The 25,230-nt window shown below is 55.1% G+C and carries 18 protein-coding genes, 1 other RNA gene and 1 pseudogene; all 20 read left to right on the top strand.

The window, feature by feature from the left end; all coding sequences use genetic code 11:
- Nucleotides 1-331 precede the first annotated feature (331 nt).
- A pseudogene (locus ACR1UW_RS09110) lies at nt 332-567 on the top strand (AbrB family transcriptional regulator); the annotation flags it as partial.
- A gap of 48 nt (nt 568-615) precedes the next feature.
- Complete coding sequence (locus tag ACR1UW_RS09115; RefSeq protein ID WP_020755708.1) at nt 616-1,254, top strand: Bax inhibitor-1/YccA family protein; 639 nt, start codon at nt 616-618, stop codon at nt 1,252-1,254.
- A 181-nt stretch (nt 1,255-1,435) separates the two neighbouring features.
- Nucleotides 1,436-2,233 carry a hydroxypyruvate isomerase gene (gene hyi, locus ACR1UW_RS09120; protein WP_498933000.1) on the top strand — a complete coding sequence of 266 codons (798 nt, stop codon included), beginning with the start codon at nt 1,436-1,438 and terminating at the stop codon, nt 2,231-2,233.
- Nucleotides 2,230-3,126 (top strand): NAD(P)-dependent oxidoreductase, encoded by an 897-nt coding sequence (locus tag ACR1UW_RS09125; protein WP_095859299.1) that lies wholly within the window; start codon nt 2,230-2,232, stop codon nt 3,124-3,126. Before hyi ends, ACR1UW_RS09125 begins: the two co-directional genes overlap by 4 nt.
- Nucleotides 3,127-3,310: 184 nt before the next feature.
- A complete protein-coding gene (locus ACR1UW_RS09130; protein ID WP_094238619.1) occupies nt 3,311-4,633 on the top strand; it encodes an FAD-binding oxidoreductase in 1,323 nt (440 codons plus the stop codon).
- Nucleotides 4,634-4,635: 2 nt separating this feature from the next.
- Entirely contained in the window at nt 4,636-5,994 is a 1,359-nt protein-coding gene (locus ACR1UW_RS09135; protein WP_100664295.1) for a (Fe-S)-binding protein, read from the top strand.
- Complete coding sequence (locus tag ACR1UW_RS09140; RefSeq protein WP_100664296.1) at nt 5,991-7,439, top strand: FAD-linked oxidase C-terminal domain-containing protein; 1,449 nt, start codon at nt 5,991-5,993, stop codon at nt 7,437-7,439. The genes ACR1UW_RS09135 and ACR1UW_RS09140 overlap by 4 nt, the downstream gene beginning before the upstream one ends.
- A 109-nt stretch (nt 7,440-7,548) precedes the next feature.
- The gene (locus tag ACR1UW_RS09145; RefSeq protein WP_237420248.1) at nt 7,549-9,732 is read left to right on the top strand and encodes a malate synthase G; all 2,184 of its coding nucleotides are present in this window, start codon (nt 7,549-7,551) and stop codon (nt 9,730-9,732) included.
- Nucleotides 9,733-9,920: 188 nt separating this feature from the next.
- Nucleotides 9,921-11,138 (top strand): NAD(P)-dependent malic enzyme, encoded by a 1,218-nt coding sequence (locus ACR1UW_RS09150; protein ID WP_498933004.1) that lies wholly within the window; start codon nt 9,921-9,923, stop codon nt 11,136-11,138.
- A gap of 6 nt (nt 11,139-11,144) precedes the next feature.
- Nucleotides 11,145-11,933: a fumarylacetoacetate hydrolase family protein gene (locus tag ACR1UW_RS09155; protein ID WP_498933006.1), complete on the top strand. Its 789-nt coding sequence runs from the start codon at nt 11,145-11,147 to the stop codon at nt 11,931-11,933.
- Nucleotides 11,934-12,229: 296 nt separating this feature from the next.
- Entirely contained in the window at nt 12,230-13,594 is a 1,365-nt protein-coding gene (locus ACR1UW_RS09160; protein ID WP_498933008.1) for an ISLre2 family transposase, read from the top strand.
- A gap of 229 nt (nt 13,595-13,823) precedes the next feature.
- The gene (locus ACR1UW_RS09165; RefSeq protein ID WP_498933010.1) at nt 13,824-14,609 is read left to right on the top strand and encodes an IclR family transcriptional regulator; all 786 of its coding nucleotides are present in this window, start codon (nt 13,824-13,826) and stop codon (nt 14,607-14,609) included.
- Nucleotides 14,610-14,781: 172 nt separating this feature from the next.
- Entirely contained in the window at nt 14,782-17,058 is a 2,277-nt protein-coding gene (locus ACR1UW_RS09170; protein ID WP_498933012.1) for a DEAD/DEAH box helicase, read from the top strand.
- 83 nt (nt 17,059-17,141) lie between these two features.
- Nucleotides 17,142-18,407: a ribonuclease H-like domain-containing protein gene (locus tag ACR1UW_RS09175; RefSeq protein ID WP_498933014.1), complete on the top strand. Its 1,266-nt coding sequence runs from the start codon at nt 17,142-17,144 to the stop codon at nt 18,405-18,407.
- 438 nt (nt 18,408-18,845) lie between these two features.
- On the top strand, nt 18,846-19,091 hold the full coding sequence (locus ACR1UW_RS09180) for a CotD family spore coat protein (protein WP_276521885.1): 246 nt from the start codon (nt 18,846-18,848) through the stop codon (nt 19,089-19,091).
- 235 nt (nt 19,092-19,326) lie between these two features.
- On the top strand, nt 19,327-19,623 hold the full coding sequence (gene gpsB / locus ACR1UW_RS09185) for a cell division regulator GpsB (protein WP_011231037.1): 297 nt from the start codon (nt 19,327-19,329) through the stop codon (nt 19,621-19,623).
- 99 nt (nt 19,624-19,722) lie between these two features.
- Nucleotides 19,723-20,119: RNase P RNA component class B (gene rnpB / locus ACR1UW_RS09190), an RNA gene on the top strand.
- 147 nt (nt 20,120-20,266) lie between these two features.
- Nucleotides 20,267-21,409, top strand: a complete 1,143-nt coding sequence (locus tag ACR1UW_RS09195; RefSeq protein ID WP_237420253.1) for a THUMP domain-containing class I SAM-dependent RNA methyltransferase — start codon at nt 20,267-20,269, stop codon at nt 21,407-21,409.
- 257 nt (nt 21,410-21,666) lie between these two features.
- Nucleotides 21,667-23,604: an ATP-dependent DNA helicase gene (locus ACR1UW_RS09200; RefSeq protein ID WP_498933016.1), complete on the top strand. Its 1,938-nt coding sequence runs from the start codon at nt 21,667-21,669 to the stop codon at nt 23,602-23,604.
- 120 nt (nt 23,605-23,724) lie between these two features.
- Complete coding sequence (locus ACR1UW_RS09205) at nt 23,725-25,227, top strand: carboxypeptidase M32 (RefSeq protein ID WP_055358863.1); 1,503 nt, start codon at nt 23,725-23,727, stop codon at nt 25,225-25,227.
- Nucleotides 25,228-25,230 lie beyond the last annotated feature (3 nt).

The raw sequence follows: 25,230 nt of genomic DNA on the forward strand, positions 1-25,230 counted from the left end.
TCTTGCCTTTCATTGGGAAGTGAAGCATTCCTCTCTGCAAAACAAAGAGGAATGCTTTTGTTTGATCGTTTGCCGGTGTGGAGAACAAAAAAACCGACCGGTCGTTCTTGATGAAGGATGACAATCGGCTTTCTTTCTGGTTCCTTGGCGCATGCATTGAGCGCCTCAGCGGGGAGTGCGGTGAATCGTTGCTGTTCTTTTGGCAGATCGAACGAGCGCAGCGCTGCGTCATGGTCGGAATGATAAAAACAGTGACGGATTTCATGAACCATTTCGAATTCCTCCATCGATGACGGCAGGAACGCTTGTGGAGATGGGCTGGCAATTGCCGGTGATGTTGCTGACAGCGTTCATCGCTTTGGCGCCGGGGGTATGGATCAAATGGGGATTTTGGCGCGGGAAGCGCATGCCGATCTTGCTGTTGTGACAAGTTATCAAATGTTCCGCATTTTTTTCATTTTGCTTGTCGTTCCGCCGGTGCTGAAAAAATGGTTTGCCGCCCGCTGGTTTCGATCGATTGAACGATGGGTCATGCCGTCTGCGTCAATCCAAAAGAAAGGGCTGTGACAAGAAACAAATATATGCTAAACTAGAAAGAAAAAGGAGGGGGTTGCCATGAACCATTCGACCGTTTATCGTCCGCACAGCCCGGTGGCGAAGTTGGCGGTTTCCTTTTTAGCGGCGCTGGCTGTTGCGACCGCAGGGCTGTATGCCGGGCAATGGGTGCCGGCCGGGATGTACTTGCCGCTCTATGGCTTGGAACTCATTTTGCTTTTGGTGATGATCTTCGCCCGCAGCAAAAAAGCGGTCGGCTATCCGCTCATGTTTGCGTTTATGTTTGTCTCGGGGGCGACGCTCTATCCGCTCATCGGCTATTACTTGTCCGTCATCGGCGCAGCGGCGGTGTTCAAAGCGTTTGCGCTGGCCGTCGTCTCGTTTTCCGGCGTTGCCATTTACGCGGCGAGAACGAAAGAAGATTTTTCGTTCCTCGGCGGGTTTTTGATGCTTGGCGCGTTTGCGCTTCTTGGCTTGCTGATCATCCAATGGTTCATTCCATTTTCCAGCGTCGGGCAAATGGGCATCGCTGCTTTGGGGATTTTGATTTTCCTTGGCTTTACGATTTACGACATCAACCGTTTGGCCCGCTACGGCTTTACGGAAGCGGATATCCCGATGATTGTCGTCAATATTTACCTTGATTTCATCAATTTGTTTGTCTACATTTTGCGTTTTTTCGCCAGCGATGAGGATTGAGTGCCAAAAAGGGCTGCCAAAAGGAGCAGCCCTTTTTCTATGACGATGGCACAGATCAAAGCGGCAAGTCGAAATGGTGCGGCTGTTTTTTTACGGCATGAAAGGTGAAACGCGGTGAGGCAGGAATCGGCAAATGGTGGGGCGAATAAAAGAAAGAAATGGAGAAGAAAGGGGCCTCATGATGAAGTTTGCCGTCAATGTTTCGACGATTTTCACGGAAGCGCCGTTTCTTGCCCGGTTTGCCAAGGCGAAGCAGCACGGGTTTTCGCACGTTGAGTGCCAGTTTCCGTACGCTGCGGCGCCTGAGGCGGTTGCCGCTGAACTGGAGGAATACGGGCTGTCGCTCGTTACGATCAACTTGCCGGCCGGCGATTGGGAAAAGGGGGAGCGCGGACTGGCGATTCTTCCCGGCCGTCATGACGATTTCCGCCGTGCGCTTGAGGAAGGGGTGCGCTATGCGCTCGCGCTTGGCGCGCCGCGTCTTCATTGCATGGCTGGAGTGGTTCCGGCCGATTTGCCGCGGGAACGGGCGAAAGAAATATACATGCGCCGTTTGGATGAGGCGGCCGCTGCGCTCGGCGTCCACGGTTTGACGCTGACGATTGAACCGATCAATCCGTTCGATATGCCGGGCTACTTTTTAACGGATATTGATGAAGCCGTGGCCATCATTCGCGCTCTTGGCAGGGCAAATGTGAAAGTGCAATACGACATCTACCATATGGCGCGGCTTGGGCGCGATGTGACAGCGACGTTTGCGGCCTATGAACCATTGATTGACCATGTGCAATTTGCCGATGCCCCCGGGCGGCATGAGCCGGGGACGGGAGCGCTTCCGTATCGCGAGATTTTCGCATTTTTGCAAGAGCAAGGCTACAATGGAGCGATTGGACTTGAGTACATTCCATCAGGGAAAAGCAGCGAAAGTTTTGCCTGGCATGAGGAATACCGCGGAATGAAAGGGGGAGGCGGACGATGATGCGCGTCGGCTTTATCGGATTGGGCGTGATGGGATCGCGCATGGCGAAGCGGCTGCTTGAAGCGGGATTCAATGTCACGGTGTACAACCGCACGCCGGAAAAAGCGGCACCGCTGGTGGAACGCGGCGCCCGGCCGGCTGTGACAGCAGCAGAACTGGCCGGTGAGGCGGATATCATTTGCACGTGTTTATCGATGCCGGATGATGTCATCGAAGTGTATACAGGTGAAGGCGGCGTCCTCAGCGTGGCCCGGCCTGGGACGATTTGTCTTGATTTTACGACCGTCGGCCCGAAAACAAGCCGATTTGTCGCCCGGCGCGCCGGTGAGCGCGGCGTCGCCTATTTGGATGCGCCAGTAAGCGGCGGTCCGGAAGGGGCGGAGCAAGGGGCGCTGACAATCATGGTCGGCGGAGCGAAAGAAGCATGGGAGCAGGTGCGCCCACTGCTTCAGGCGTTGGGAAAAACGGTCGAATATTTAGGGGAAAGCGGCGCCGGCAGCGCGGCGAAAGTGATCAATCAGTACTTGGTTGCTGTCCATTCCGTCGCCGCGGCGGAAGCGATGGTCGCTGGCGTCGCTTATGGGCTTGATGCCGGGAAGCTGTATCGGCTGTTAAAAGAAAGCTACGGAGACAGCCGGATGCTGCGCCGCCATATGGAGCAGTTCGTGCTGCCGCGTCAATTCACTCCTGGCGGGGCGGTGAAGTATGTGCACAAGGACGTGCGCCTGGCGAACGAGTTGATGGACGAGATCGGCCTTGGCCGCCGCCTCGGCATGCAGGCGGAAGAAGCGTTTGCCGAAGCGGTCGCCGCAGGCCTTGCCGATTTGGATATGTCAGCGGTCATCCAGCCGCTCGAACAGCGGGTCAAGGTGACAGTGGAAGAGACAGAATGAACAAAATGGTTGATAAATTCAAAAAATTCGTTGAAAAAATGCATGATCAATGATTTAATAGAGGTAGCGGCACCCTCGCTGCGCAGGGAGCCGTTCGCCTTGCCGAAACGCCAGAATGCGTTTCATTTTTTAAACTATTAAAAAGAAACATTGTTTCCTATCGCGAAACAAAGGAGGGGCAACGATGCTCTCGTTGACATGGCTGGATGAGTTAAGCGCGCTTTTGCGCCCCGGACAAATCGAAGTGAACGAATCCCCGCACCCCCTCGGCAACAGCGGGGCGGCGACCGTTTATCCGCAAACGGAAGACGAGATCGCCGCCGTGCTCCGCTATGCCGACCGCCAAGGCAAAAAGGTCGTCATCGCCGGCCGCGGCACGAAACGGGGGTTCGGCGGGCAACGGGAACAGGCAGACATCTTGTTGTCGTTGGAACACTATACCGGCATTGTCGAACATGCGGCCGCTGATATGACGGTCACCGTGAAGGCAGGAACGAAATTTGGCGATTTGCAGCGCGCGCTCGCCCCGTATCGGCAAAAGGTCGCCTTAGATCCCTTTTGGCCGGAGGAAGCGACGATCGGCGGAGTGATTGCGGCCAACGACAGCGGACCGAAGCGTCTCGGCTACGGGTCGGCGCGCGATTCCGTCATCGGGATGCGCATCGTGTACCCAGATGGGACGATCATCCGTTCAGGCGGCAAAGTCGTGAAAAACGTCGCCGGCTACGATATGAACAAGCTGTTCATTGGAGCGATGGGGACGCTCGGCGTGTTGAGCGAGATCACGCTCAAGCTCCGGCCGCTGCCAAAATATGAAAGTGTTGTTTTATTGTCGTTTCCAACCGGCGATGTTCATGATATTCGCTCGTTTGCGGTTTCCTTCCTTGATACGATGATGGAGCCGGTTTGCTTTGAACTGCTTAACCCGGCGCTTTCCGAGCGGCTGACGGGACGGCCGGTTTATACGCTTGTGATCGGGTTTGAAGATGTGGAAAACGCCGTCCATTACCAAGAACAATGGGTGGAACGGCTGCGGCCGAAAATGGCGGAAATGTCCGTTTTAGCTGCTGAGGAGGCTTCCGCCTTTTGGCAGGCGTTTTATACAGCGGCGCCGAACGGGCGCCTGGCGCTGGCGAAAAACGGCGTGGAAGCGGCGGTGAAAATCGGCGTCGTCAACTTGGATGTGCTCGCCGTCTTGCGGGAAAGCGTTCTCATCGCTGATCGCTGCCACGTCCGTCTTGAGGCGCACGGTGGATTGGGCCATGGGCTTTGCCAGGTGTATGTACACGGAAGCGAAGAAGGGGTGTTGGCGGCCATTGAGGAGCTGCGTCAGGCAGCGGTTCGCCTTGGCGGCTATGCGATCGTGAAACATTTGCCATTTTCGCTGCGCCAGCGCGTTGACGTTTGGGGCGGAAAGCCATCGTACTTTTTCTTGCTCGAAGGCATTAAGCGAAAAGTGGATCCAAACAAAACGGTCAACGATCAGCGCTTTATTGGGGGGATTTAATCATGAGCACGATAATCAATGAACGGACGGACAGCCCGGCGTGTGCGACCGCGAGCCTCGGCAACTACCGATTTCCCGACTTGCCGGACCCGAGCAAGTGGGCTGATTGCGTCCACTGCGGCATGTGCTTGGAGTCGTGTCCGACGTATGAACAAACCGGCCAAGAGCAGCACTCTCCGCGCGGCCGCGTCCATTTGATGAAATCGGTCGGCGAAGGAAAGCTTGAGTTGACGCCTGATTTGCTCGATCCGATTTTTACGTGCCTCGATTGCCGTGCCTGCACGACGGCCTGTCCGGCCGATGTCGATGTCGGTGGGCTCATTGAACAAGTGCGCGGCCAGCTCCGCCAGGCGGTGCCGCTCACCGGTTGGAAGGCGCTTGTCAGCGACGTTTTCTTAAAAGGCATTTTTCCGCATCCGTCGCGCCTCGATTGGCTCGGCCGCCTGCTGAAATGGTACCAAAAAAGCGGCTTGCAGACGGCGGCGCGCAAAACGGGGCTGCTCAAGGTGATGCCGGACCATTTGGCCGAAATGGAGGCGATTTTGCCGGCCGTCGGTACGCCGGTGCGGAAAAAGTATCAACACCAGCCGCTCATTAAGGCGAAAGGGGAAACGAAGCGGACGGTTGCCGTTTTGACCGGATGCGTCATGGATGTTATGTTTAGTGATATTAACGAAGCGACGATCCGTGTGTTGACCCATAACGGCAACGATGTCGTCATCGTCCCGGACCAGACGTGCTGCGGGGCGCTCCATGTGCACGCCGGCGACCGGGAAACAGGCCGGAAGCTCGCCAAGCAAAACATCGAGGCGTTTCGAGACGTCGACCATGTCATTGTCAACGCCGCCGGCTGCGGCTGCATGTTGAAAGAGTACCCGGAATTGTTCCGCGATGACCCGGAATGGCATGAAAAGGCGGAGCAATTTGCCGCCAAAGTTGAGGATGTGTCCAAATTTTTGCATGACACAGGCTTCAAAGCGCCGAAAGCCGAACTGAACGTGCGCCTCACCTACCATGATGCGTGTCACCTTGCCCATGGCCAGGGCATCCGCCAAGAGCCGCGCGCTTTGATTGAAAGCATTCCAGGGGTGGAAATGGTCGCCATGCCAAACGCCGATCGCTGCTGCGGCAGCGCGGGGATTTACAACCTCACCCATCCGGAGATGGCGCAGGCGGTGCTTGAGAGCAAAATGCAAAACGTGCCGCAAGAGGTGGAACTCATTTCCATGGGCAATCCGGGCTGCATGCTGCAAATGGCGCTTGGCGTGAAAAAATACGGGCGAAGCCAAAAAATCGTCCATACGGTGCAGCTGCTCGATTGGGCATATCAAAAAGAGGAAGGGAAGGACGTGCGCATATGAGAAAACGGCTGATTGCAACGAACGATCCGCACATCCAGGCGCTCGCCCGCATTGTCGGCGAAACGGCAATTTTGTACCGGAAGGAAGATTTAATGGCGTACGACTGCGACGGATTTACCGTCCACCGCCATCTGCCAAGGGCGGTCGTATTCCCGAACAGCACGGAGCAAGTGGCGGCGGTCGTCAAGTACTGCCATGAGCATGACCTTCCGTTTCTCGCCCGCGGCGCCGGCACGGGGCTAAGCGGCGGGGCGATTCCGCTAAACGGCGAAGTCGTGATCAGCCTGACGCGGATGAAGCGGCTTTTGCACGTCGATTTGGAAAACCGGCGCGCCGTCGTCGAGCCGGGGTTCGTCAATTTAAAATTGACAAACTCGGTTGCCCACCGCGGCTACTACTATGCGCCCGATCCGTCAAGCCAATACTGCTGCACGATCGGCGGCAACGTCGCGGAAAACGCCGGCGGCGCCCATTGCTTGAAATATGGGGTGACGACGAACCATATTTTGGGGCTTGAAGTTGTCCTGCCGAACGGCGAAGTGATTGAAATCGGCGCAAACGGCGTCCCCGACCCGCCCGGCTACGATTTGCTCGGGCTGTTGACCGGATCGGAAGGAACGCTTGGCATCGTGACGAAAATTACGGTCCGCTTGTTGAAAAATCCGGAAGCGAAACAGACGGTGCTCGCCTATTTTGACGAAGTGGAAGATGCAAGCCAAACCGTCTCCGACATCATTTCCGCCGGGATTGTGCCGGCGGCGCTGGAGATGATGGACCAGACGGCCATCGAGGCGGTTGAAGCGGCCGCGTTTCCAGTCGGCCATCCGAAAGACATCGCCGCGCTGTTGCTCATTGAAGTGGACGGCATTTCCGCCGGGATTGACGAGCAAATCGACGATATTTTAACGATTTGCCGCCGCCACCATGTGCGCGAAGTGAAAGTCGCCCAGTCAGAGGAAGAGCGGGCGCGCTGGTGGGCGAATCGGAAAACCGGCTTTGGCGCCATGGGGGCGATTTCGCCGGATTATTTAGTGCAAGACGGCGTCATTCCGCGCAGCCGGCTGCCGGAAGTGTTGAACGAAATCGCCAACATCAGCCGCAAATACGGGCTTCGGATTGCGAATATTTTCCATGCTGGAGACGGCAATTTGCACCCGCTTGTGTTGTTTGATGCGAGCAAGCCTGGGGAGACAGAGCGGGCGCTTGCCGCCGGAAGCGAATGCCTCAAGGCGTGTGCAGCGGTCGGCGGATCGATCACCGGCGAACATGGCGTTGGCATTGAGAAAAGAGAAGAGATGCGCTTCATCTTCACTGACGAGGAAATTTTGGCGCAAACGGCCATCCGCGACGTGTTTAACCCGAAAAACTTGCTCAACGCCGGCAAGCTGTTTCCGACGCCGGGGCGGTGCGTAGAGACAAAACGGATACCGTCCGCAGTAAAATGAAAATTTTGCAAAAATGATTGCCAGTCATTTCGTTTCATGGTATCATCTTTTTAGATGAATTAAGAAACAGTGTTTCGTAATAAGAAACAAAAAGGAGGAGAACCGAACGATGGCTGATTACGTACAAGTCGGGACGATTCAAGTGGCGAAAGTGTTTTATGAGTTTGTCAACGGGGAGCTCCTGCCGAACAGCGGGCTCGACCAAGACAAGTTTTGGCGCGATTTTGCCGCGCTCATCGCCGATTTGACGCCGCGCAACAAAGAGCTGCTGGCGCGCCGCGATGAGATCCAGCAACAATTGAATGAGTGGCATAAAGCGCACCGCGGCCGCTTCAATTTTGACGAGTATAAAGCGTTTTTAACCGAAATCGGTTATTTGGAGCCGGAAGTCGAGGACTTCGAAATTACGACAGAAAATGTGGATGATGAAATTGCCGTGCAGGCCGGGCCGCAGCTCGTCGTGCCGCTCACAAACGCCCGCTATGCGCTGAACGCCGCCAATGCCCGCTGGGGCAGCTTATATGACGCGCTGTACGGCACCGACGCCATCAGCGAAGAAGACGGCGCCTCACGCGGTTCATCGTACAACCCGGTGCGCGGGGCGAAAGTCATCGCCTACGGACGGAAGTTTTTGGATGAGGCGGTGCCGCTTGCCGAATATTCCCATCAAGACGCAGTCCAATACGCGGTCGTGGACGGGCGGCTCGTCGTGACGGTTGAAGGAGGGGCGACGACAGGGCTGAAAGAGCCGGAAAAATTCGTCGGCTTCCAAGGCGACCCGCAACATCCGACAGCGGTGTTGCTGAAGAACAATGGTCTTCACATTGAAATTCAAATCGACCGCGAGCATCCGGTCGGCAAAACGGACAAAGCCGGCATTAAAGACATTGTGCTCGAAGCGGCGGTCACAACGATCATGGACGGCGAAGATTCGGTGGCGGCCGTTGATGCCGAAGACAAAGTGCTTGTCTACCGCAACTTGTTCGGCCTCCTCAAAGGCGATTTGACGGCGACGTTTGAGAAAAACGGCAAGCTGATGACGCGGGCGTTAAACCCGGATCGCGTCTATGAAACGCCGGATGGCGGAAAGCTTGTGCTGCCGGGCCGTTCGCTTATGTTCGTGCGCAACGTCGGGCACTTAATGACGAACAACGCGATTTTGCATGCGAATGGCGAAGAAGTGCATGAAGGGATCATCGATGCCGTCATTACGAGCTTGATCATGAAACACTCGCTCATCGGCAATACGCGCTATTTGAACTCGCGCAAAGGCTCGATTTACATCGTCAAGCCGAAAATGCACGGATCGGCGGAAGTGGCGTTTGCCAATGAGCTGTTTGACCGCGTCGAAGACATGCTCGGCCTCGAGCGGAACACGATCAAAATCGGCGTCATGGATGAAGAGCGGCGGACGTCGCTCAACTTGAAAAACTGCATCTACCAAGTGCGCGACCGCATCGTCTTCATCAACACCGGCTTCCTCGACCGGACGGGCGACGAGATTCATACATCGATGGAAGCAGGGCCGATGCTGCGCAAAAACGAGATGAAATCATCGACTTGGCTGCAGGCGTATGAAAAATCGAACGTTGCCGTTGGGCTTGCCGCCGGCTTCCGCGGCCGGGCGCAAATCGGCAAAGGGATGTGGGCGATGCCGGATTTGATGGCCGAAATGCTGAAGCAAAAAGGGGCGCAGCTGAAAGCGGGCGCCAACACGGCATGGGTGCCGTCACCGACGGCGGCTACGCTCCATGCGCTTCATTACCATCAAGTGAACGTCGCGGCTGTGCAAAGCGAGCTGGCGAACGAGCGGGCCGACTATCGCGACGACATTTTGCAAATTCCGGTTGTCGACAACCCGCAATGGACGGCAGAGGAAATTCAAGAAGAAATCGACAATAACTGCCAGAGCATTTTAGGTTATGTCGTCCGCTGGGTCGATCAAGGAATCGGCTGCTCGAAAGTGCCGGACATCCATAACATTGGGCTGATGGAAGACCGGGCGACGCTCCGCATTTCGAGCCAAATTCTCGCCAACTGGCTCCACCATGGCATTTGCACGAAAGAGCAAGTGCTTGAAGCGCTTAAGCGAATGGCGAAAGTCGTCGACGAGCAAAATGCCGGCGATCCGAACTATCGGCCGATGGCGCCGAACTACGATGATTCGGTGGCGTTCCAAGCGGCGTGCGACCTCGTGTTCCTCGGCTATGAACAGCCAAACGGCTATACCGAGCCGATTTTGCACCGCCGCCGCCAAGAAGCAAAAGCGAAATTTGCCGCCATTCAGCAATAAACGCCAAAAGTTGTATAAGGAACAAGGGATGGATGACCTTGTTCCTTCCTATCTATTATGATCAGAAAATTAAGAAAATAAATGGAGAAAGGAGGCAGCTCCTAGTTACTATTGGCCGGTTGTCAAACGCAAAGCAGCACAAAAGGCGGTACAAGGGGATGGGGAAGGCTAGTAGCTAGGGATCAGTGATGGAACATTTGCGAGAACGAGCGTTGCTTGTCCATCGGCAGGCAAGAGGAAAGCTGTCAGTTGAAGTGAAAGTGCCGGTCGTGAATGCCAATGATTTAAGTCTCATTTATTCGCCGGGAGTGGCTGAACCGTGCAAAGAAATTTACGTCGACCAAGACGAAATGTACAACTATACAGTGAAGGGAAATTTTGTCGCCGTCGTCTCGAATGGCACGGCGGTGCTTGGGCTTGGCAACATTGGCGCGCGGGCGGCGCTTCCGGTCATGGAAGGGAAAGCCGCCTTGTTCAAAGCGTTCGCCGGGATCGATGCCGTGCCGCTTTGCCTCGATACTGAAGATCCGGAACAAATCATTCAAACGGTCAAGTTGCTGGAACCGGCGTTTGGGGGCATCAATTTGGAAGATATCGCCGCCCCCGCCTGCTTTGTCATTGAAGAGCGTCTTCGCCAAGAGATGGCGATCCCGGTGTTTCATGATGATCAGCATGGCACGGCGATTGTCGTGGCCGCTGGGCTGACGAACGCCTTGAAAGTGGTTGGCAAACAGCTTGCCGATTGCCGGGTTGTCATCAACGGCGCCGGCGCTGCCGGGGTGGCGATCGCCAAATTGCTGCTGTCGATCGGAGTCGGCGAACTGATCGTTTGCGACACAAAAGGAGCGATTTATGAAGGGCGCTCGCATGGGATGAACGCTATCAAGGAAGAAATCGCCCGGCAAACGAATCACCGCCGTATCTCCGGGACGCTTGCGGACGTCATTCAAGGCGCGGATGTGTTTATCGGTGTCTCGGTTGCTGGGGCGTTGACGCCGGCGATGGTTCGGACGATGAACCGCGGGGCGGTCGTATTCGCCTTGGCCAATCCGGTGCCTGAGATCATGCCGGATGAGGCAAAAGCCGCCGGCGCCGCCGTGGTCGCGACCGGCCGGTCGGATTTGCCGAACCAAGTGAACAATGTGCTTGCCTTCCCCGGCGTCTTCCGCGGCGCGCTCGATGTGCGGGCGACGCAAATTAATGAGGCGATGAAAATTGCCGCTGCCGAAGCCATCGCCGGGCTCATCCAGCCGGAAGAGCTGACGGAAGAGTATGTCATCCCGAACCCGTTTGACCGGCGCGTCGTCGAGGCCGTCGCTTCCGCCGTCGCCCGTGCCGCCATGGAGACCGGGGTGGCTCGAGTCAAGGAAAAAGTTGAGGAACAAAATCGTGTCAGAGAGGGGTAGCCATCGATGAAATTTGCCCGTTTTTTCGCTGATGGCGCGATTCGCGCCGGTGTGGTGAACGGTGAAGTGATCCGCGAAATCGAAGGAAATATGTTCACCGCTTGGGATTATACGGGAAACGTATTTCGCTATGATCGCGTTTCGCTCGTGGCGCCGCTTGTGCCGCGCCATGTGATCGGCATCGGCGCCAACTATGTGGCGTCAAGCGAGCAACGGCCGGCGGAGCTTCCGGACATCCCCGTCTTTTTCTTTAAACCGTCCTCATCGGTCATCGGCCCGGAAGCGGATATCGTCATTCCCGCCGGCGTGCGCGAGGTCAAATTCGAATCGGAACTGGCCGTTGTCATCGGCAAACAGGCGAAATGCGTGAGCGAAGAAGATGTCTGGGCGCATATTTTCGGCTATACGGTCGCCAATGATGTCACCGCGCCGCAGTTTTTCCACCCGGACGGCCATTGGACGATCGGAAAATCGTTCGATACGTTTACACCGCTCGGCCCGGTCATTGAAACAGAGCTCGATCCTCGGGCTGTATCGGTGAAAGCGCGGGTCAATGGTGAAGAAAAGCAGAACAGCTCGACCAAGCTGATGATCATTTCCATCAGCAAAATGATTTCGTATTTGTCTCATGTCATGACGCTGCAACCGGGCGACGTCATTTTGACGGGAAGCCCGGTCGGCGCCGAGCTGGTCGGCCCGGGGACGGTCATTGAATGCGATGTGGACGGCATCGGCACGCTCCGCAATACGTTCGTCGCCGCCAAAGCGCCAGCCGTTTCCATCCAACGTTCATAACGAACCTGCGGCATCTCTGGGCCAAACAAGGCATCAGGCGCGTCCTGACGGTGAATACGTTCCGTCCGTTAAGGCGGCGCTCGCTGCCATGCGCGCCTGCGCTGCTGTGTGAGTAAAATATTTGTGGGTGACATTCAGGAATGATTCCCCGACGAGGGTTGCGAACTTTTGTTCGCGACGCTCGTCGGGGCCACCAAGCGAAGCGCGGTAGAAAAAAGCAAATGTCATGCAAAAAGGACTCTCTCCCTGCTATGATGGTGATGACCAACATCCATAAAACAGGAGGGAGAGAGTCCATGAAACATCTTACCACAGAATGGCCTTTATTAAAAGAGCTGGAGGAACAATTAGTCAGAACTCTTCAAAAGGTGTTCGCTGTCTTGTTGGTGGCCCTTTTGGAGGAGATTGATCAACAACTGGCGGAAGCGCGGGACAAGCGCCGGTATCAGCTGAAAGACAAACGGCCGACTACGATCCAAACGCTGTTTGGAGAAGTGACGTTTCGACGGAACTACTACTATGACCGGCAAACGGGGAACTATACCTTCTTGCTGGATGCCGAATTAGGCTTTGATGGGGCCCGATCGATCAGTCCTTGCCTCGAGGAAACGGCGGTCGAGTTGGCCGTAGAGTGCTCTTCCTACCGCAAAGCGGCCCGTACGTTGGAGTCGATCGTGGGGTATGCGGTCATGAGCCACGAGGCGATTCGCCAACTGGTGCTGGAGGCCCCTGTCTCGCTGCACCACCCTGTTTCCCAACGGCACGGCCGAGTGCTGTTTGTGGAGGCGGATGGGCTGTTCATTTCCCGCCAGGGGAAAGGGAAACGGGCGAAAGAAGAGAAAATCCTGGCGGTTCACGAGGGATGGAAACGAAACGGTTCGCAGCTCGAGCTCGTGAACCGGCGCCACTACCTCCATGAAGGGGCGGGAGACGTGTGGGAACGGTTTGAGGAGTGGCTGATGAACGAATATGCCTATGACCCGTGCCGGGACCTTTTGATCATCAACGGCGACGCGGCGTCGTGGATCACAGCCTGCCGGGAGTATTTTGGGAAGCGGGCGTGCTTTCAGCTGGATCGATTTCATGTGGCGCGGGAGCTGCGTCAGTGTCTGTCCGGCCATCCGCGTTGGCGGGAGGTGCGGAAGAAGCTGGCGAAACAAGACGAAGAGGGGCTTCTCGTGGAGCTGAACAGCGCGGTCGGCACGTTGGAGGACGAAGGCAAAGAACAACAGCTGGCCGCCTTGATTCGCCGGATCGAGTCGATGCCGGGATGCATCCGGGACTATCGGGAGTGGCTGTCGGAGCAAGGGGTGGAGACGACCGGCATGCGTCCGATGGGCCACGCCGAGAGCGTGATGAGCCGGTTTGCGCATCGGGTGAAATCCCGCCGCAGCTGGAAAGACCAAGGGCTTCGGGCGTTTCTGAGGGCGATGGCGGCCCGAATCGACGGGATCGGGTGGAGAAAGGGACGGTGGGAGGAGCAAGAGCCCCAGTCGGCCGTCTCGGCCTCAACAAAGTCCAAGCGGATCGAACAGGCCAAACGGAAGGCCGGACGGTTATGGGCAGATGTGGTGCGTCAGAATCTACCGTGTCTGCAGCGGTCATCCGGGACGCCGATCCATCAAGCGTTGTCGGCGCTCCGGGATGGTGGTTGGGTGTAAAAAAATGGAATACAATATCATCACTTCAAGATGAGGGATGAGAGTCCGAAAGCGCTTACGATATTAATTCCTGAAAATGGTTCTATAACTAGTGATTGACAACACCCGTAGTGAACCGAAAAAATGTTCTCCACAAAGTCTTGACTGACTCTGCGCTGCTCTCCCGCCTGCAAAAGCCCGGCTGTTCGTGTATAATGGCGAGCGGAGAGAACAAATCGAGGTGAATGCGATGGAACGAGAAAACACGGTCAAATCGGTCCGCCGGGCGCTGCAAATTATCGAAATCGTCAGCACGAAAAAGGACGGGCTGGGCGTGACGGAAATCGCGAAACAAATGGACATCAACAAAAGTTCGGTGTACCGCATTTTAACGACGCTTGCCCAATACGGCTATATCGAACAACATCCGGAAACGGAGCGGTATAAGCTCGGCTACAAGTTTTTAGAGCTCAGCTCAAAGCTGCTTGATTCGATCGATTTGCGCCAAGAGGCGAAGCCATATTTGCGCGAGCTCGAAAAAGAAACGAACGAGGTCATCCACCTCGTCGTCTATGATCAAGGGGAAGTCATTTATATTGAAAAATTGGAAGGAACGGAGACGCTGCGCATGCACTCCAAAGTCGGCAAGCGGGCTCCGATGCATTGCACGGCGGTCGGCAAGGCCATTTTAGCCCATTTGCCGCCCGCGGTGGCTGCAGAGATCATCGATCGGAAAGGACTGCCGAAGCATACCGATTGGACGATCACCGACCGCGAGGCATTTTTCCGCGAACTTGAGACCGTCCGGCAAAACGGGTATGCGCTTGACTTGGAAGAAAACGAGTACGGTATCCGATGTGTTGCCGTTCCGATTTTTGACTATACTGGCGGCGTCGTCGCGGCGATCAGCGTTTCCGGCCCGACGATCCGCATGACGGACGACCGCATCACATTGCTCACTGTGCGCATGCGGCAGATCGGCAAAGAACTGTCGGCAAGGCTCGGCTATCGTGGAGCCCATTCCGTCCAGCCGTAACGGCTGGGCGTTTTGTTTTGCGGCGCGAACGGCCGGCTGGGCATGGCGGACGGAAGGGCATGCAGCCGAGCCGTGTTGCGCTTCGCTTCCCGAAAGCCGCCCGCTTTTCGCCGCGTTTTGCTAGTGCAAACGGCAATGATGCATGTAAAATAGAAACGAGGTGATTGGCAACGTGAACAAACAGACGCTTTCCGAGTGGATCGAACAGCTTCGTCAGGACCCGAACGTCGTTCATTGGCATGAAATTGAGCCGAAAGAAGCCGACACAGTTCCGTTTCCGACCGAATTGAATCCGCGGCTGCGCGCGGCGCTTGAAGCTCGCGGCATCGCCTCGCTTTACACGCACCAGGCGTCAGCGTATGAGGCGGTGCGAAGCGGGCGGAACATCGTCGCCGTGACGCCGACCGCTTCAGGGAAAACGCTTTGCTACAATTTGCCGGTGCTCGATGCCATTGCCAAAGAGCCATCGAGCCGCGCCCTGTATATCTTTCCAACGAAGGCGCTCGCTCAAGATCAAAAAAATGAACTAAACGAGATCATCGCCGAGATGGGGGTGTCGATTTACAGCCATACATACGACGGCGACACGGCGCCGGCGCTGCGGCAAAAAATCCGTCAAGCGGGCCATATTGTCATCACCAACCCAGATATGCTCCATACGGCCATTTTGCCGCACCATACGAAATGGATTTCTCTTTTTGAACAGCTGCGCTACGTCGTCATCGATGAACTGCATACATACCGCGGCGTATTCGGCAGCCATGTGGCGAACGTCATCCGCCGCTTAAAGCGCATTTGCGCCTTTTACGGGAGTCGACCAACGTTTATTTGCACGTCGGCGACGATCGCCAATCCGAAAGAGTTGGCGGAGCGGCTGATCGGTGAAACGGTGGCGCTTATTGACAACAATGGGGCGCCGCGCGGGCGGAAATATTTCGTGTTTTACAATCCGCCGGTTGTCGAGCGGACGATGAACATTCGCCAAAGCGCGACAAAAACGGCCGTTGAGCTCGCAAGACAGCTGCTTGTCAACCGCATTCCGACGATCGTTTTCGCCCGCAGCCGCGTCCGTGTCGAGTTGATTTTAAGCCATTTGCAGGCGGTGGTGAACGAACGAATCGGCGATACGACGATCCGCGGCTACCGCGGCGGCTACTTGCCGAGCGAGCGGCGCGCCATTGAAAAAGGGTTGCGCAGCGGGGAGATTATCGGTGTGGTGAGCACGAATGCGCTCGAGCTCGGTGTTGATATCGGCCAATTGCAAGCGTGCATCTTAACAGGGTATCCGGGAACGATCGCCAGCACGTGGCAGCAAGCCGGGCGCGCCGGCCGGCGCCAGGGCGATTCGCTCGTTGTGATGATCGCAAGCGCAAGCCCCCTCGATCAGTACATCATCTCCCATCCAGAATACTTTTTCGCCCGCTCGCCAGAGGCGGCGCGCATCAACCCGGACAATCTGCTCATTTTGGTCGATCATATCAAATGCGCCGCCTATGAGCTTCCGTTCCGGCGCGGCGAGACGTTCGGCGGCGTCGAGGTCGAAGAGGTGCTCGACTTTTTGGCCGAGCAAGGGGTGCTAAACGAACGCGCTGGGCGCTGGCACTGGATGAGCGACGCGTTTCCCGCGCATGATATCAGTTTGCGCTCCGCGGCTCAGGAAAACGTCGTCATCATCGATATTTCCGACACCGCCCACCATCGCGTCATCGGCGAAATGGACCGCTTCAGCGCGATGACGCTGCTTCATGATGAAGCGATTTATTTGCACGAAGGAGCACAATACCAAGTTGAAAAGCTCGACTGGGAGGAGAAAAAGGCGTACGTCCGCCAAGTCGATGTTGAATATTTTACGGACGCCAATTTGGCTGTCCGGCTTGATGTGCTGTCGGAAGACCGGAGCGAAACGCGCGGACAAATGGCGGTGCGTTACGGTGATGTATCGGTCCGAGCGATGGCGACGATTTTTAAAAAGCTGAAGCTGTCGACGTTTGAAAACATCGGATCAGGGCCGATCCGCCTTCCGGAGGAAACGCTTCATACGTCGGCGGCGTGGATCGAGTGGGAGGCGGTGCCGTCACGGTTTTCCCCGGCGCTGTTTGAACAACTCCTTGTCGGCATCGCCAATGTGCTTGGTCATCTCGTGCCGGTGTTTGTCATGTGCGACCGCTCCGATCTTCACGTCTTGCCGCAGCTTAAGGCGCCGCATTCCGGACGGCCGACGATTTTCCTTTATGATCGCTATCCAGGCGGAGTCGGCCTGTCGGAGGCGGTGTTTGAACGGTATGAAGAGATCATGAAACATGTGAAAGAATGGGTCGAACGCTGCCCGTGTGCGGACGGCTGCCCATCGTGCATCGGCATTTCAAGCGCTGACGGACCGTCGTTGAAGCGCGAACTTGTCCAGTTTTTGGACGAACAACTTGCCGTTTGGGCCGGTCCGTCCGTTTAAGCGTCGTCATGCGTGTTTTTGCCGAGTGTGGGAGAATCAACTTATAGAAGCAAGCCGACGTCAAGCAAGGAGGGGGTGAACGGATGAAGCCGAAGTTGGCGCAATGGAAAGAATTGCTTGCCGCCCGGCATAAAAAGGAGAACGATGAAGAAAAAGAAGAGGAGAAACCGGACGGACGACCTGTGACGGACGTGCCGTATGCCGACGTTTGGCGGGAGTACGGCGCCAAGCCGTATTGGTTTGCCGGCGATTACTGCCTCATTCGGGAAACGGTGTATCCGCTTGACTATCAGCACGGCCGCTATCGGCTCGGAGCGCTGTATGAAGTGCACGAAAGATGGCAGGAAGCGCCGTTTTCCCATCCGCTCTCCTGCCGCGGCTTTGCCGTTAGCGACTTATTCTTTTTTGACACGGAGACGATGGGACTTTCAAGCGGGGCGGGAAACATCATGTTCTTGCTTGGCCACGCCCGCATTCTTGGCGATTTCGTCACCATCCGCCAGCACCTTCTGCCATACCCAGGGGCGGAAGTGGCGCTCTATCAAAGTTTTTTGTCTGACGTCGATTATACGACGCTTGTTACCTATAATGGAAAAGCGTTCGACTGGCCGCGCCTGAAAACGCGCCATGCGCTTGTCCGCAACATGGTGCCAAAACTGCCAGCGTTCGGTCATTTTGATTTGTATCACGCCGCCCGCCGCTTATGGAAAGACAAATTGGATTCGCTGCGCCTTTCGGAAGTGGAGCGGCACATTCTCTATGTCGAGCGGGGCGATGATGTGCCGGGCTTTTTGGCGCCGATGATGTACAAGGAGTTTTTGCAAACGCCCCATCCAGACCGGCTCATGCCAGTATTGCGCCATAACGAGCGCGACGTGTTGTCGCTCATTGCTCTCTACATTCACCTATCCGTTCAGCTGCTTGAAGCGGACCGGCTCGCTGACCCCAAGGAGCAGTTGGCCGCCGCCCGTTGGTTCGAAGCGGTCGGGGAAACAGCGGCGGCAAGGGGGGTGTACGAGGAGGCGAGCGGCAAAGGGGCGAAGGAAGCGCAGACGGCGAAATGGCAGCTTTCGCTTTTATACCGAAAAGAAAAACGATATGAAGAGGCTACTCTCCTTTGGCGCGACTTGTTTATCCACGGAAATGGCTATTGGAAGGCGAAGGCCGGGCTTGAACTGGCGAAGGTGTATGAACATTATTTCCGGGATGCGGCCGAAGCGCACCGTTATGCCGTTATGGCATATGAAGCGTGGCGGTCGCTCGCTAGGATGAGCCGACAACATAGCGAGAAAGAAGAAGCGGAATGGCGCAGGCGGCTCGCGCGGCTTGAACGCAAGAAAAACGGGTGAGAACTCGTCCATTTCCCTGGCAAGCGCAAAATATGACAGAAAACGAAAATGTTTCGTCTTTTTGTTGTGAATCTTGTAGAAAAAAGAAAAAACGTGTACAATAGCATCGGAATGAACGAAAACGATGGCAGGGAGAAGAAGACGATGCGGAGCATGTACAAAAAAATTTTGTATCTCTTTTTTATTGTCGTCGGTTTGACGTTTGTCGTGTTCAATTATATCTATTAATGAACGTCAGAGAGGCCGGCGCCGCATAACGGATTCAAAAAGACGAATGACTATGCCAAAACGTCCGAAGCACCGGAGCGAGAGAGCCGGTAGATTGTTGGCGCGAATGGCTCTTCAAAATGGGTGTTTATACTAGTACGAGTCCACTCCGTTCATCATAGGCTAGTATTGTCAAGCAACAGCCTAAATTGATGAAAGGAGAGGAATATGATGCATTGCCTGCCGAATGTAACGGCGCCGATCGTTCATCCGCCTCGTTGCAACGTTTTGCATCATTTCGAAGCAACGATTGTGCCGCATATCCATCCATCGCATACGATGCATGTTTATCATCACCTGTATGAACATCAACATTATTTCCCGCATACGGAATCGGCGGTGGCTCAGGCTGCCAATCGCCATCTGTACTGCCCGGGTTCGGGACCGATGCCATTTCCGCCGTTTCCGCTGCGATAGTAAGCGCCAAAAACAGAAGCCGCTTTGTCGGCTTCTGTTTTTTTACGGATGGAAAACGCCGGCAGCCGGCGGCGTTTGGGCGGGAGGACGGCGTTTCGGCGCCGCCGGGAAGTCTGCGTGGGCGCCATGCGGCTTCCCGATCGATGCGGCAAGTCAACCGTCAATTGACAACCGGCTGAATTTCTGAAAAAATAAAGAGAAGATGATCGTTGAATGCGGATTGAGGTGAAAAGCCATGTCAGCCCATCAAGTGAAACTGACGCCGAAAGACATTTTAGAAAAGGAATTTAAGGTAAGCATACGGGGGTACAACCAAGACGAAGTGGATCAATTTTTGGATCTCATTATTAAAGATTATGAAGCATTTCAGCAAGAAATTGACGAGCTGCGCCAGGAAAACGCCCGGCTGAAGCGGCAAGTCGAGGAGCTTCAAAAACGGCCGGCGATGTCGGCGGGAACGACGAACTACGACATTTTGCAGCGCCTTTCCAACTTAGAAAAGCATGTGTTTGGCCGGAAACTGTATGAATAACCAGCCGGCAGGGCGAAGTTGATGCAGGGATTTCTAATTTTTTCTTCTTGATTCTCACACCAAGATCAGCTATACTGTAAGATGCTCGCAGCGTTAATCATGTTCGGGTAATCGCTGCGGCCGGTTTCGGCCGTAGAGGAAAGTCCATGCTCGCACGGTGCTGAGATGCCCGTAGTGTTCGTGCCTAGCGAATCCATAAGCTAGGGCAGTCTGGCTTCGGCTGGGCTGACGGCGGGGAAAGAACCTACGTCCGCATGCGGATATGGTTCGATTACCCTGAAAGTGCCACAGTGACGCAGCTCTAAGGGAAACCTTAGAGGTGGAACGCGGTAAACCCCACGAGCGAGAAACCCAAATGATGGTAGGGGCACCTTCCCGAAGGAAATGAACGGAGGGAAGGACAGGCGGCGTACGCTGCCTGTAGATAGATGATTACCGCCGGAGTACGAGGCGAAAGCCGCTTGCAGTACGAAGGTACAGAACATGGCTTACAGAACATGATTAACGCGGTGATTGGAATCGTGGGAAAGCCCTCCTGCAGGAAGGAGGGCTTTCTCTTTTGTGTGTTTTCCTTCCATATGACTATAATGGAAGTATAGACCATGAATGAGGATACATACGCCTATCAGATAGGGGGAACAGGATGACTTCGTTTTCACTGATTGCCACGGCCGCGATGGGGCTCGAATCAGTCGTCGCGGAAGAAGTGCGCCGGCTTGGCTATGAGTGCCAAGTGGAGAATGGCAAAGTGACGTTTGAAGGCGATGCGCTCGCCATTTGCCGGGCCAACCTTTGGCTGCGCACCGCTGACCGCGTGAAGCTGAAAGTCGGTGAGTTTCGAGCGACGACGTTTGAGGAGTTGTTTGAACAAACGAAGGCGTTGCCATGGGCCGATTACTTGCCGAAAGATGCCGAGTTTCCGGTGATCGGGAAGTCGGTCAAATCAACGCTGTTCAGCGTTTCCGACTGCCAAGCCATTGTGAAAAAGGCAGTCGTCGAAAGCTTAAAAGCGCGCTATCATTTGTCGTGGTTCCCGGAAACCGGGCCGTTGTATCGGATCGAGGTGGCGCTTCACAAAAATATCGCTACGTTGACGATCGATACAAGCGGCGCCGGGCTGCATAAACGCGGCTACCGTGCTCGCCAAGGGGAGGCGCCGCTAAGAGAGACGCTCGCGGCCGCCTTAGTGTTGCTCACCAATTGGACGCCCGAGCGCCCGTTCGTCGATCCGTTTTGCGGGTCGGGCACGATTGCCATTGAGGCGGCGCTGATCGGCCAAAACATCGCCCCAGGGTTTAACCGGGATTTCGTCTCGGAGCAATGGCCGTGGATCGGGGAATCGGTATGGGAAGAGGCGCGCCAAGAGGCGGAACAGATGGCGCGTTACGACCAACCGCTTGATATTTGCGGGATTGACCTTGACCCGCACATGGTCGAGATCGCCAAGATGAATGCAGCCGAAGCGGGGCTTTCCGATCTCATTTCTTTTCGGGAGGGCCGCGCCGAGCAGTTTCGGACCGATGCACAATACGGGGTGATCGTCGGCAACCCGCCATACGGCGAACGGCTTGGCGAACAACGGGAGGTCGAAGCGCTCTATCGCGCCATCGGCCGAGCCTTCGCCGCCTTGGATACGTGGTCGGTGTACATTTTAACCGCCCACCGCGGTTTTGAAACGCATTACGGCCGCCCGGCGACGAAGCGGCGCAAACTGTTTAACGGCTTTATTGAAACCCATTACTACCAGTACTGGGGGCCGCGGCCGCCGCGCGAAGCTCGAAGTTGACTTCTCGGCGGCCATCGATCATAATATTGTTTTGTTACTAGAAGGATGGTGATCTAGTACAAAATACTGCTAGTTCCATCTGTTTCTCAATTAGAAAAATCTTGCGAAACCAGTCTTCTTTTTTGGCGAAATGCCGCTGATTTGCTCGTGACCACTGTTTTTCACCGGTCTTCTAGGGATCGAGCGCGCAACAAACTTGTTGCGCGCTTATGCATGATATGCCGGGGGAGTTTATGCCAATTGGAGGGGTGGCGACGATGGGCCATGAACGTTATCCGTTTGTTGTAGAAAAAAATGAAAACTTTTTTGATAAGTTGAGCCAGTGGATCGGCGATGTTTTTTATGACATTTTGCCGGAAGCCGGCTTTGAGCTGCGCGACGAGCAAATTTATATGGCGTTTCAGCTCGAGCGGGCGTTTCGAGAAAAAAAGGTGATCTTCGCCGAAGCGGGAGTTGGCACAGGGAAAACGATCGTGTATTTGCTGTATGCAGTCTGCTACGCCCGCTATACCGGCAAGCCGGCCATTATCGCCTGCGCCGATGAGACGCTCATTGAGCAGCTCGTCAAAAAGGAAGGCGATATTGCGAAGCTATCCAACGTGCTCGGGCTGGAAATCGACGTCCGGCTGGCGAAATCGCCAGATCAATATTTATGTTTGAATAAACTGGAAGAAGTAACGACGTATGACGATGACGACATCGAGCTGTATGAGCAAATTTACGATGAACTTCCGGCCTTCGTCCATGACAACAAACCGCTGCAGTCGTTCTACCGCTACGGCGACCGAAAAGAATACGCCCACCTGACTGATGAGCAGTGGAAAAAAATCGCCTGGGATCCGTTTCAAGACTGTTTCACGTGCGAAAAGCGGCATCGCTGCGGACAGACGCTTTGGCGCGACTATTATCGGAAGGCGGCGGATTTGATCGTCTGCTCGCACGATTTTTATATGGAACATGTCTGGACGTATGAAGCGCGCAAGCGGGAAGGACAGCTGCCGCTGTTGCCGGAAGCGAGCTGTGTCGTGTTTGACGAAGGGCATTTATTGGAGTTCGCTGCGCAAAAGGCGTTGACATATCGAATGAAAGAGACGACGCTTGAGACGTTGCTGACACGTCTTCTTGAAAACGACATCCGTGAAGAGCTCGCCTATTTAATTGAGGAGACGCTGGAGACGAGCACGCGCTTTTTTGATGAGCTGAAAGCGTGCGCGAAAGACGTTCCGGGTTCGAACCGGAAAGAAATTTTGCCGTCGCCGCGTCTTGAACAATGGGCGAAGCGGCTCCGCGGCCAAATGGTCGAAATCGGCAACGAGCTTGTGTTTGAAAGCGAGACGTATACGATCGATCATTACCAGCTGAACATTGTGGATGAATATTTGGACCAAATCCAGTATTCACTCGATTTGTTTTTGAAAAACGCCGACGCCATTACGTGGCTTGAGTCGTCGCGTCAAGAGGCGACGTTTGTCGTCATGCCGCGCACCGTTCAAGAAGTGTTGCGCGAAAAAGTGTTCAGCAAACGAATGCCGTTTATCTTTTCGTCAGCGACGCTATCGAGCGGAAAATCGTTTGCCTATATCGCCCAAAGCTTAGGCATTGATGACTATTTATCGTTCAGTGTGCCGTCGCCGTTTGATTACGACGAACAGATGACGATTTTTATGCCGACGTTCCGCACGGATGAGACGCTGTTTGCCAAAAAATACGCATATGCGCTTGAAAAATTGCGCGAAACCGGAGGCCGGGCGCTCATCTTGTTCCCGACGCGCGAGGAGCTTCTTCAGTTTAAAGAGGCGGCAGCCGGCGAACCATTTTCGTTTTTGTTTGAAGGCGACCGTGAAATCAGCGATTTGGTCGCCGAGTTTCAGCGTAACGAGGAAACGGTGCTTTGTTCCGAACATTTATGGGAAGGACTTGACATCCCGGGGCCGTCGCTTTCGAACGTCATTATTTGGTCGCTGCCGTATCCGCCGAATGATCCGGTGTTTCAGGCGAAACGGAAGGCATACCGCGATCCGTTTTGGAGCGTTGATGTGCCGTACATGCTGCTCCGCCTCCGTCAAGGGGTCGGACGGCTCATCCGCACCCGCGACGATCGCGGCATCGTCTCCATTTTTGTCACTGACCGCGACGATGCGCAAGTCATCCAAGCGGTCAAAGAGGTGCTGCCGACAGCGGTGAGGGAAGAATAAGTTCTTCCCTTTTTCTTTTTACAGCCGAAGCGGATATTTCCCGATGTGTCAGCAGGAAAATGCCCACTTGTTATGGAAATGATGATACGGCCAGCAAAAACAGTGGGAGGATGGGGCTCGATGAAGCGAATGGAAGAACAATTTTTGGAATATGTCAAAAAAATGATGGGATACCATGAGGCGATCGGCCTCATGTATTGGGATTTGCGGACCGGGGCTCCGAAGAAAGGAGTCGGACAGCGCTCGGAAGTGATCGGCATGCTGTCGGCGGAAGCGTTCCAAATGTCGATATCCGAAGAGATGGCGGCGTTTATCGCCAAACTGTCAGCCAAAGGGGTGTATGAACAGCTTGGTGAAGTGACGCAGCGCACGCTCGATGAGTGCAAAAAAGAATATGAGCGCAATAAAAAAATTCCCGTTGCCGAATACAAGGAGTATGTAGTGCTTCGCTCCAAAGCGGAAAGCGTCTGGGAAGAGGCGAAAGCAACCGCTGATTTTTCCCGTTTTCGCCCGTACTTGGAGCGAATCATCGAGTTTCAGCGCCGTTTTATCGAGTACTGGGGATATGAAGGGCATCCGTACAACACGCTGCTTGATCAATATGAGCCGGGCATGACGGTCGAGCTGCTCGATCAGCTGTTCGGCCGGCTGCGTGAACGCATCGTTCCGCTTGTACAAGCCGTTGCCGCCGCCCCAAATAAGCCGGATACGTCGTTTTTGTTTGCTGCGTTTCCGAAAGAACGGCAACGGGCGTTTCTTTTGGAGCTGCTTCCGGAACTCGGCTATGACTTTGGCAAAGGGCGGCTTGATGAGACGGTTCATCCGTTTGCGATCGGGTTGAACCCAAACGATGTGCGCATTACGACGCGCTACGACGAACGCGATTTTCGCACCGCCATCTTCGGGACGATTCATGAGTGCGGCCATGCCCTGTATGAACAACATATTTCCGAAACGCTTGTCGGCACGCCGCTTTGCGGTGGGGCATCGATGGGCATTCACGAGTCGCAGTCACTGTTTTTCGAAAATATGGTCGGCCGCCACTATTCATTTTGGAAGCGGCATTATTCACGTCTTTCGCAATACGCGCCATCGCAGTTTGCCGGCGTTTCGCTGGATGCGTTTTACCGGGCGATCAATGAGGCGAAGCCGTCGCTGATCCGGATTGAAGCCGATGAACTGACGTATCCGCTTCACATTATCATCCGCTACGAAATCGAAAAGCAGCTGTTTGCCGGCGATATCGAAGCGGCGGACTTGCCGGACGTATGGAATGAGAAATATGAGCAATATCTTGGCATCCGCCCGTACAACGATGCGGTCGGCGTGTTGCAGGACGTCCATTGGTCGGGCGGCAGCTTCGGCTATTTTCCGTCGTATGCGCTCGGCTATATGTACGCGGCGCAATTCAAACAGGCGCTCGAAAAAGAACTCGACATGGCGGCGTTGCTTGAAGAAGGGAACATCGCGCCGATTCGTGAATGGCTGACCGAGCGCATTCATCGATTCGGAAAAACGAAAAAGCCGCTCGACCTTGTGCGCGATGCCACCGGTGAGCCGCTCAACGCCGAACACTTGATCCGTTATTTAGAAGAAAAATATAAAGCGATTTATTGTCTATAAAGC

This window comes from Geobacillus lituanicus (assembly GCF_050994965.1).
Taxonomy (GTDB): domain Bacteria; phylum Bacillota; class Bacilli; order Bacillales; family Anoxybacillaceae; genus Geobacillus; species Geobacillus stearothermophilus.

Coding starts and splice junctions, on each gene's coding strand:
- ACR1UW_RS09180 (WP_276521885.1), top strand. CDS start 18,846: ATGCATTGCCTGCCGAATGTAACGGCGCCGATCGTTCATCCGCCTCGT.
- ACR1UW_RS09175 (WP_498933014.1), top strand. CDS start 17,142: ATGAAGCCGAAGTTGGCGCAATGGAAAGAATTGCTTGCCGCCCGGCAT.
- ACR1UW_RS09155 (WP_498933006.1), top strand. CDS start 11,145: ATGAAATTTGCCCGTTTTTTCGCTGATGGCGCGATTCGCGCCGGTGTG.
- hyi (WP_498933000.1), top strand. CDS start 1,436: ATGAAGTTTGCCGTCAATGTTTCGACGATTTTCACGGAAGCGCCGTTT.
- ACR1UW_RS09115 (WP_020755708.1), top strand. CDS start 616: ATGAACCATTCGACCGTTTATCGTCCGCACAGCCCGGTGGCGAAGTTG.
- ACR1UW_RS09165 (WP_498933010.1), top strand. CDS start 13,824: ATGGAACGAGAAAACACGGTCAAATCGGTCCGCCGGGCGCTGCAAATT.
- ACR1UW_RS09125 (WP_095859299.1), top strand. CDS start 2,230: ATGATGCGCGTCGGCTTTATCGGATTGGGCGTGATGGGATCGCGCATG.
- ACR1UW_RS09195 (WP_237420253.1), top strand. CDS start 20,267: ATGACTTCGTTTTCACTGATTGCCACGGCCGCGATGGGGCTCGAATCA.
- ACR1UW_RS09140 (WP_100664296.1), top strand. CDS start 5,991: ATGAGAAAACGGCTGATTGCAACGAACGATCCGCACATCCAGGCGCTC.
- ACR1UW_RS09150 (WP_498933004.1), top strand. CDS start 9,921: ATGGAACATTTGCGAGAACGAGCGTTGCTTGTCCATCGGCAGGCAAGA.
- ACR1UW_RS09200 (WP_498933016.1), top strand. CDS start 21,667: ATGGGCCATGAACGTTATCCGTTTGTTGTAGAAAAAAATGAAAACTTT.
- ACR1UW_RS09160 (WP_498933008.1), top strand. CDS start 12,230: ATGAAACATCTTACCACAGAATGGCCTTTATTAAAAGAGCTGGAGGAA.
- gpsB (WP_011231037.1), top strand. CDS start 19,327: ATGTCAGCCCATCAAGTGAAACTGACGCCGAAAGACATTTTAGAAAAG.
- ACR1UW_RS09205 (WP_055358863.1), top strand. CDS start 23,725: ATGAAGCGAATGGAAGAACAATTTTTGGAATATGTCAAAAAAATGATG.
- ACR1UW_RS09135 (WP_100664295.1), top strand. CDS start 4,636: ATGAGCACGATAATCAATGAACGGACGGACAGCCCGGCGTGTGCGACC.
- ACR1UW_RS09145 (WP_237420248.1), top strand. CDS start 7,549: ATGGCTGATTACGTACAAGTCGGGACGATTCAAGTGGCGAAAGTGTTT.
- ACR1UW_RS09130 (WP_094238619.1), top strand. CDS start 3,311: ATGCTCTCGTTGACATGGCTGGATGAGTTAAGCGCGCTTTTGCGCCCC.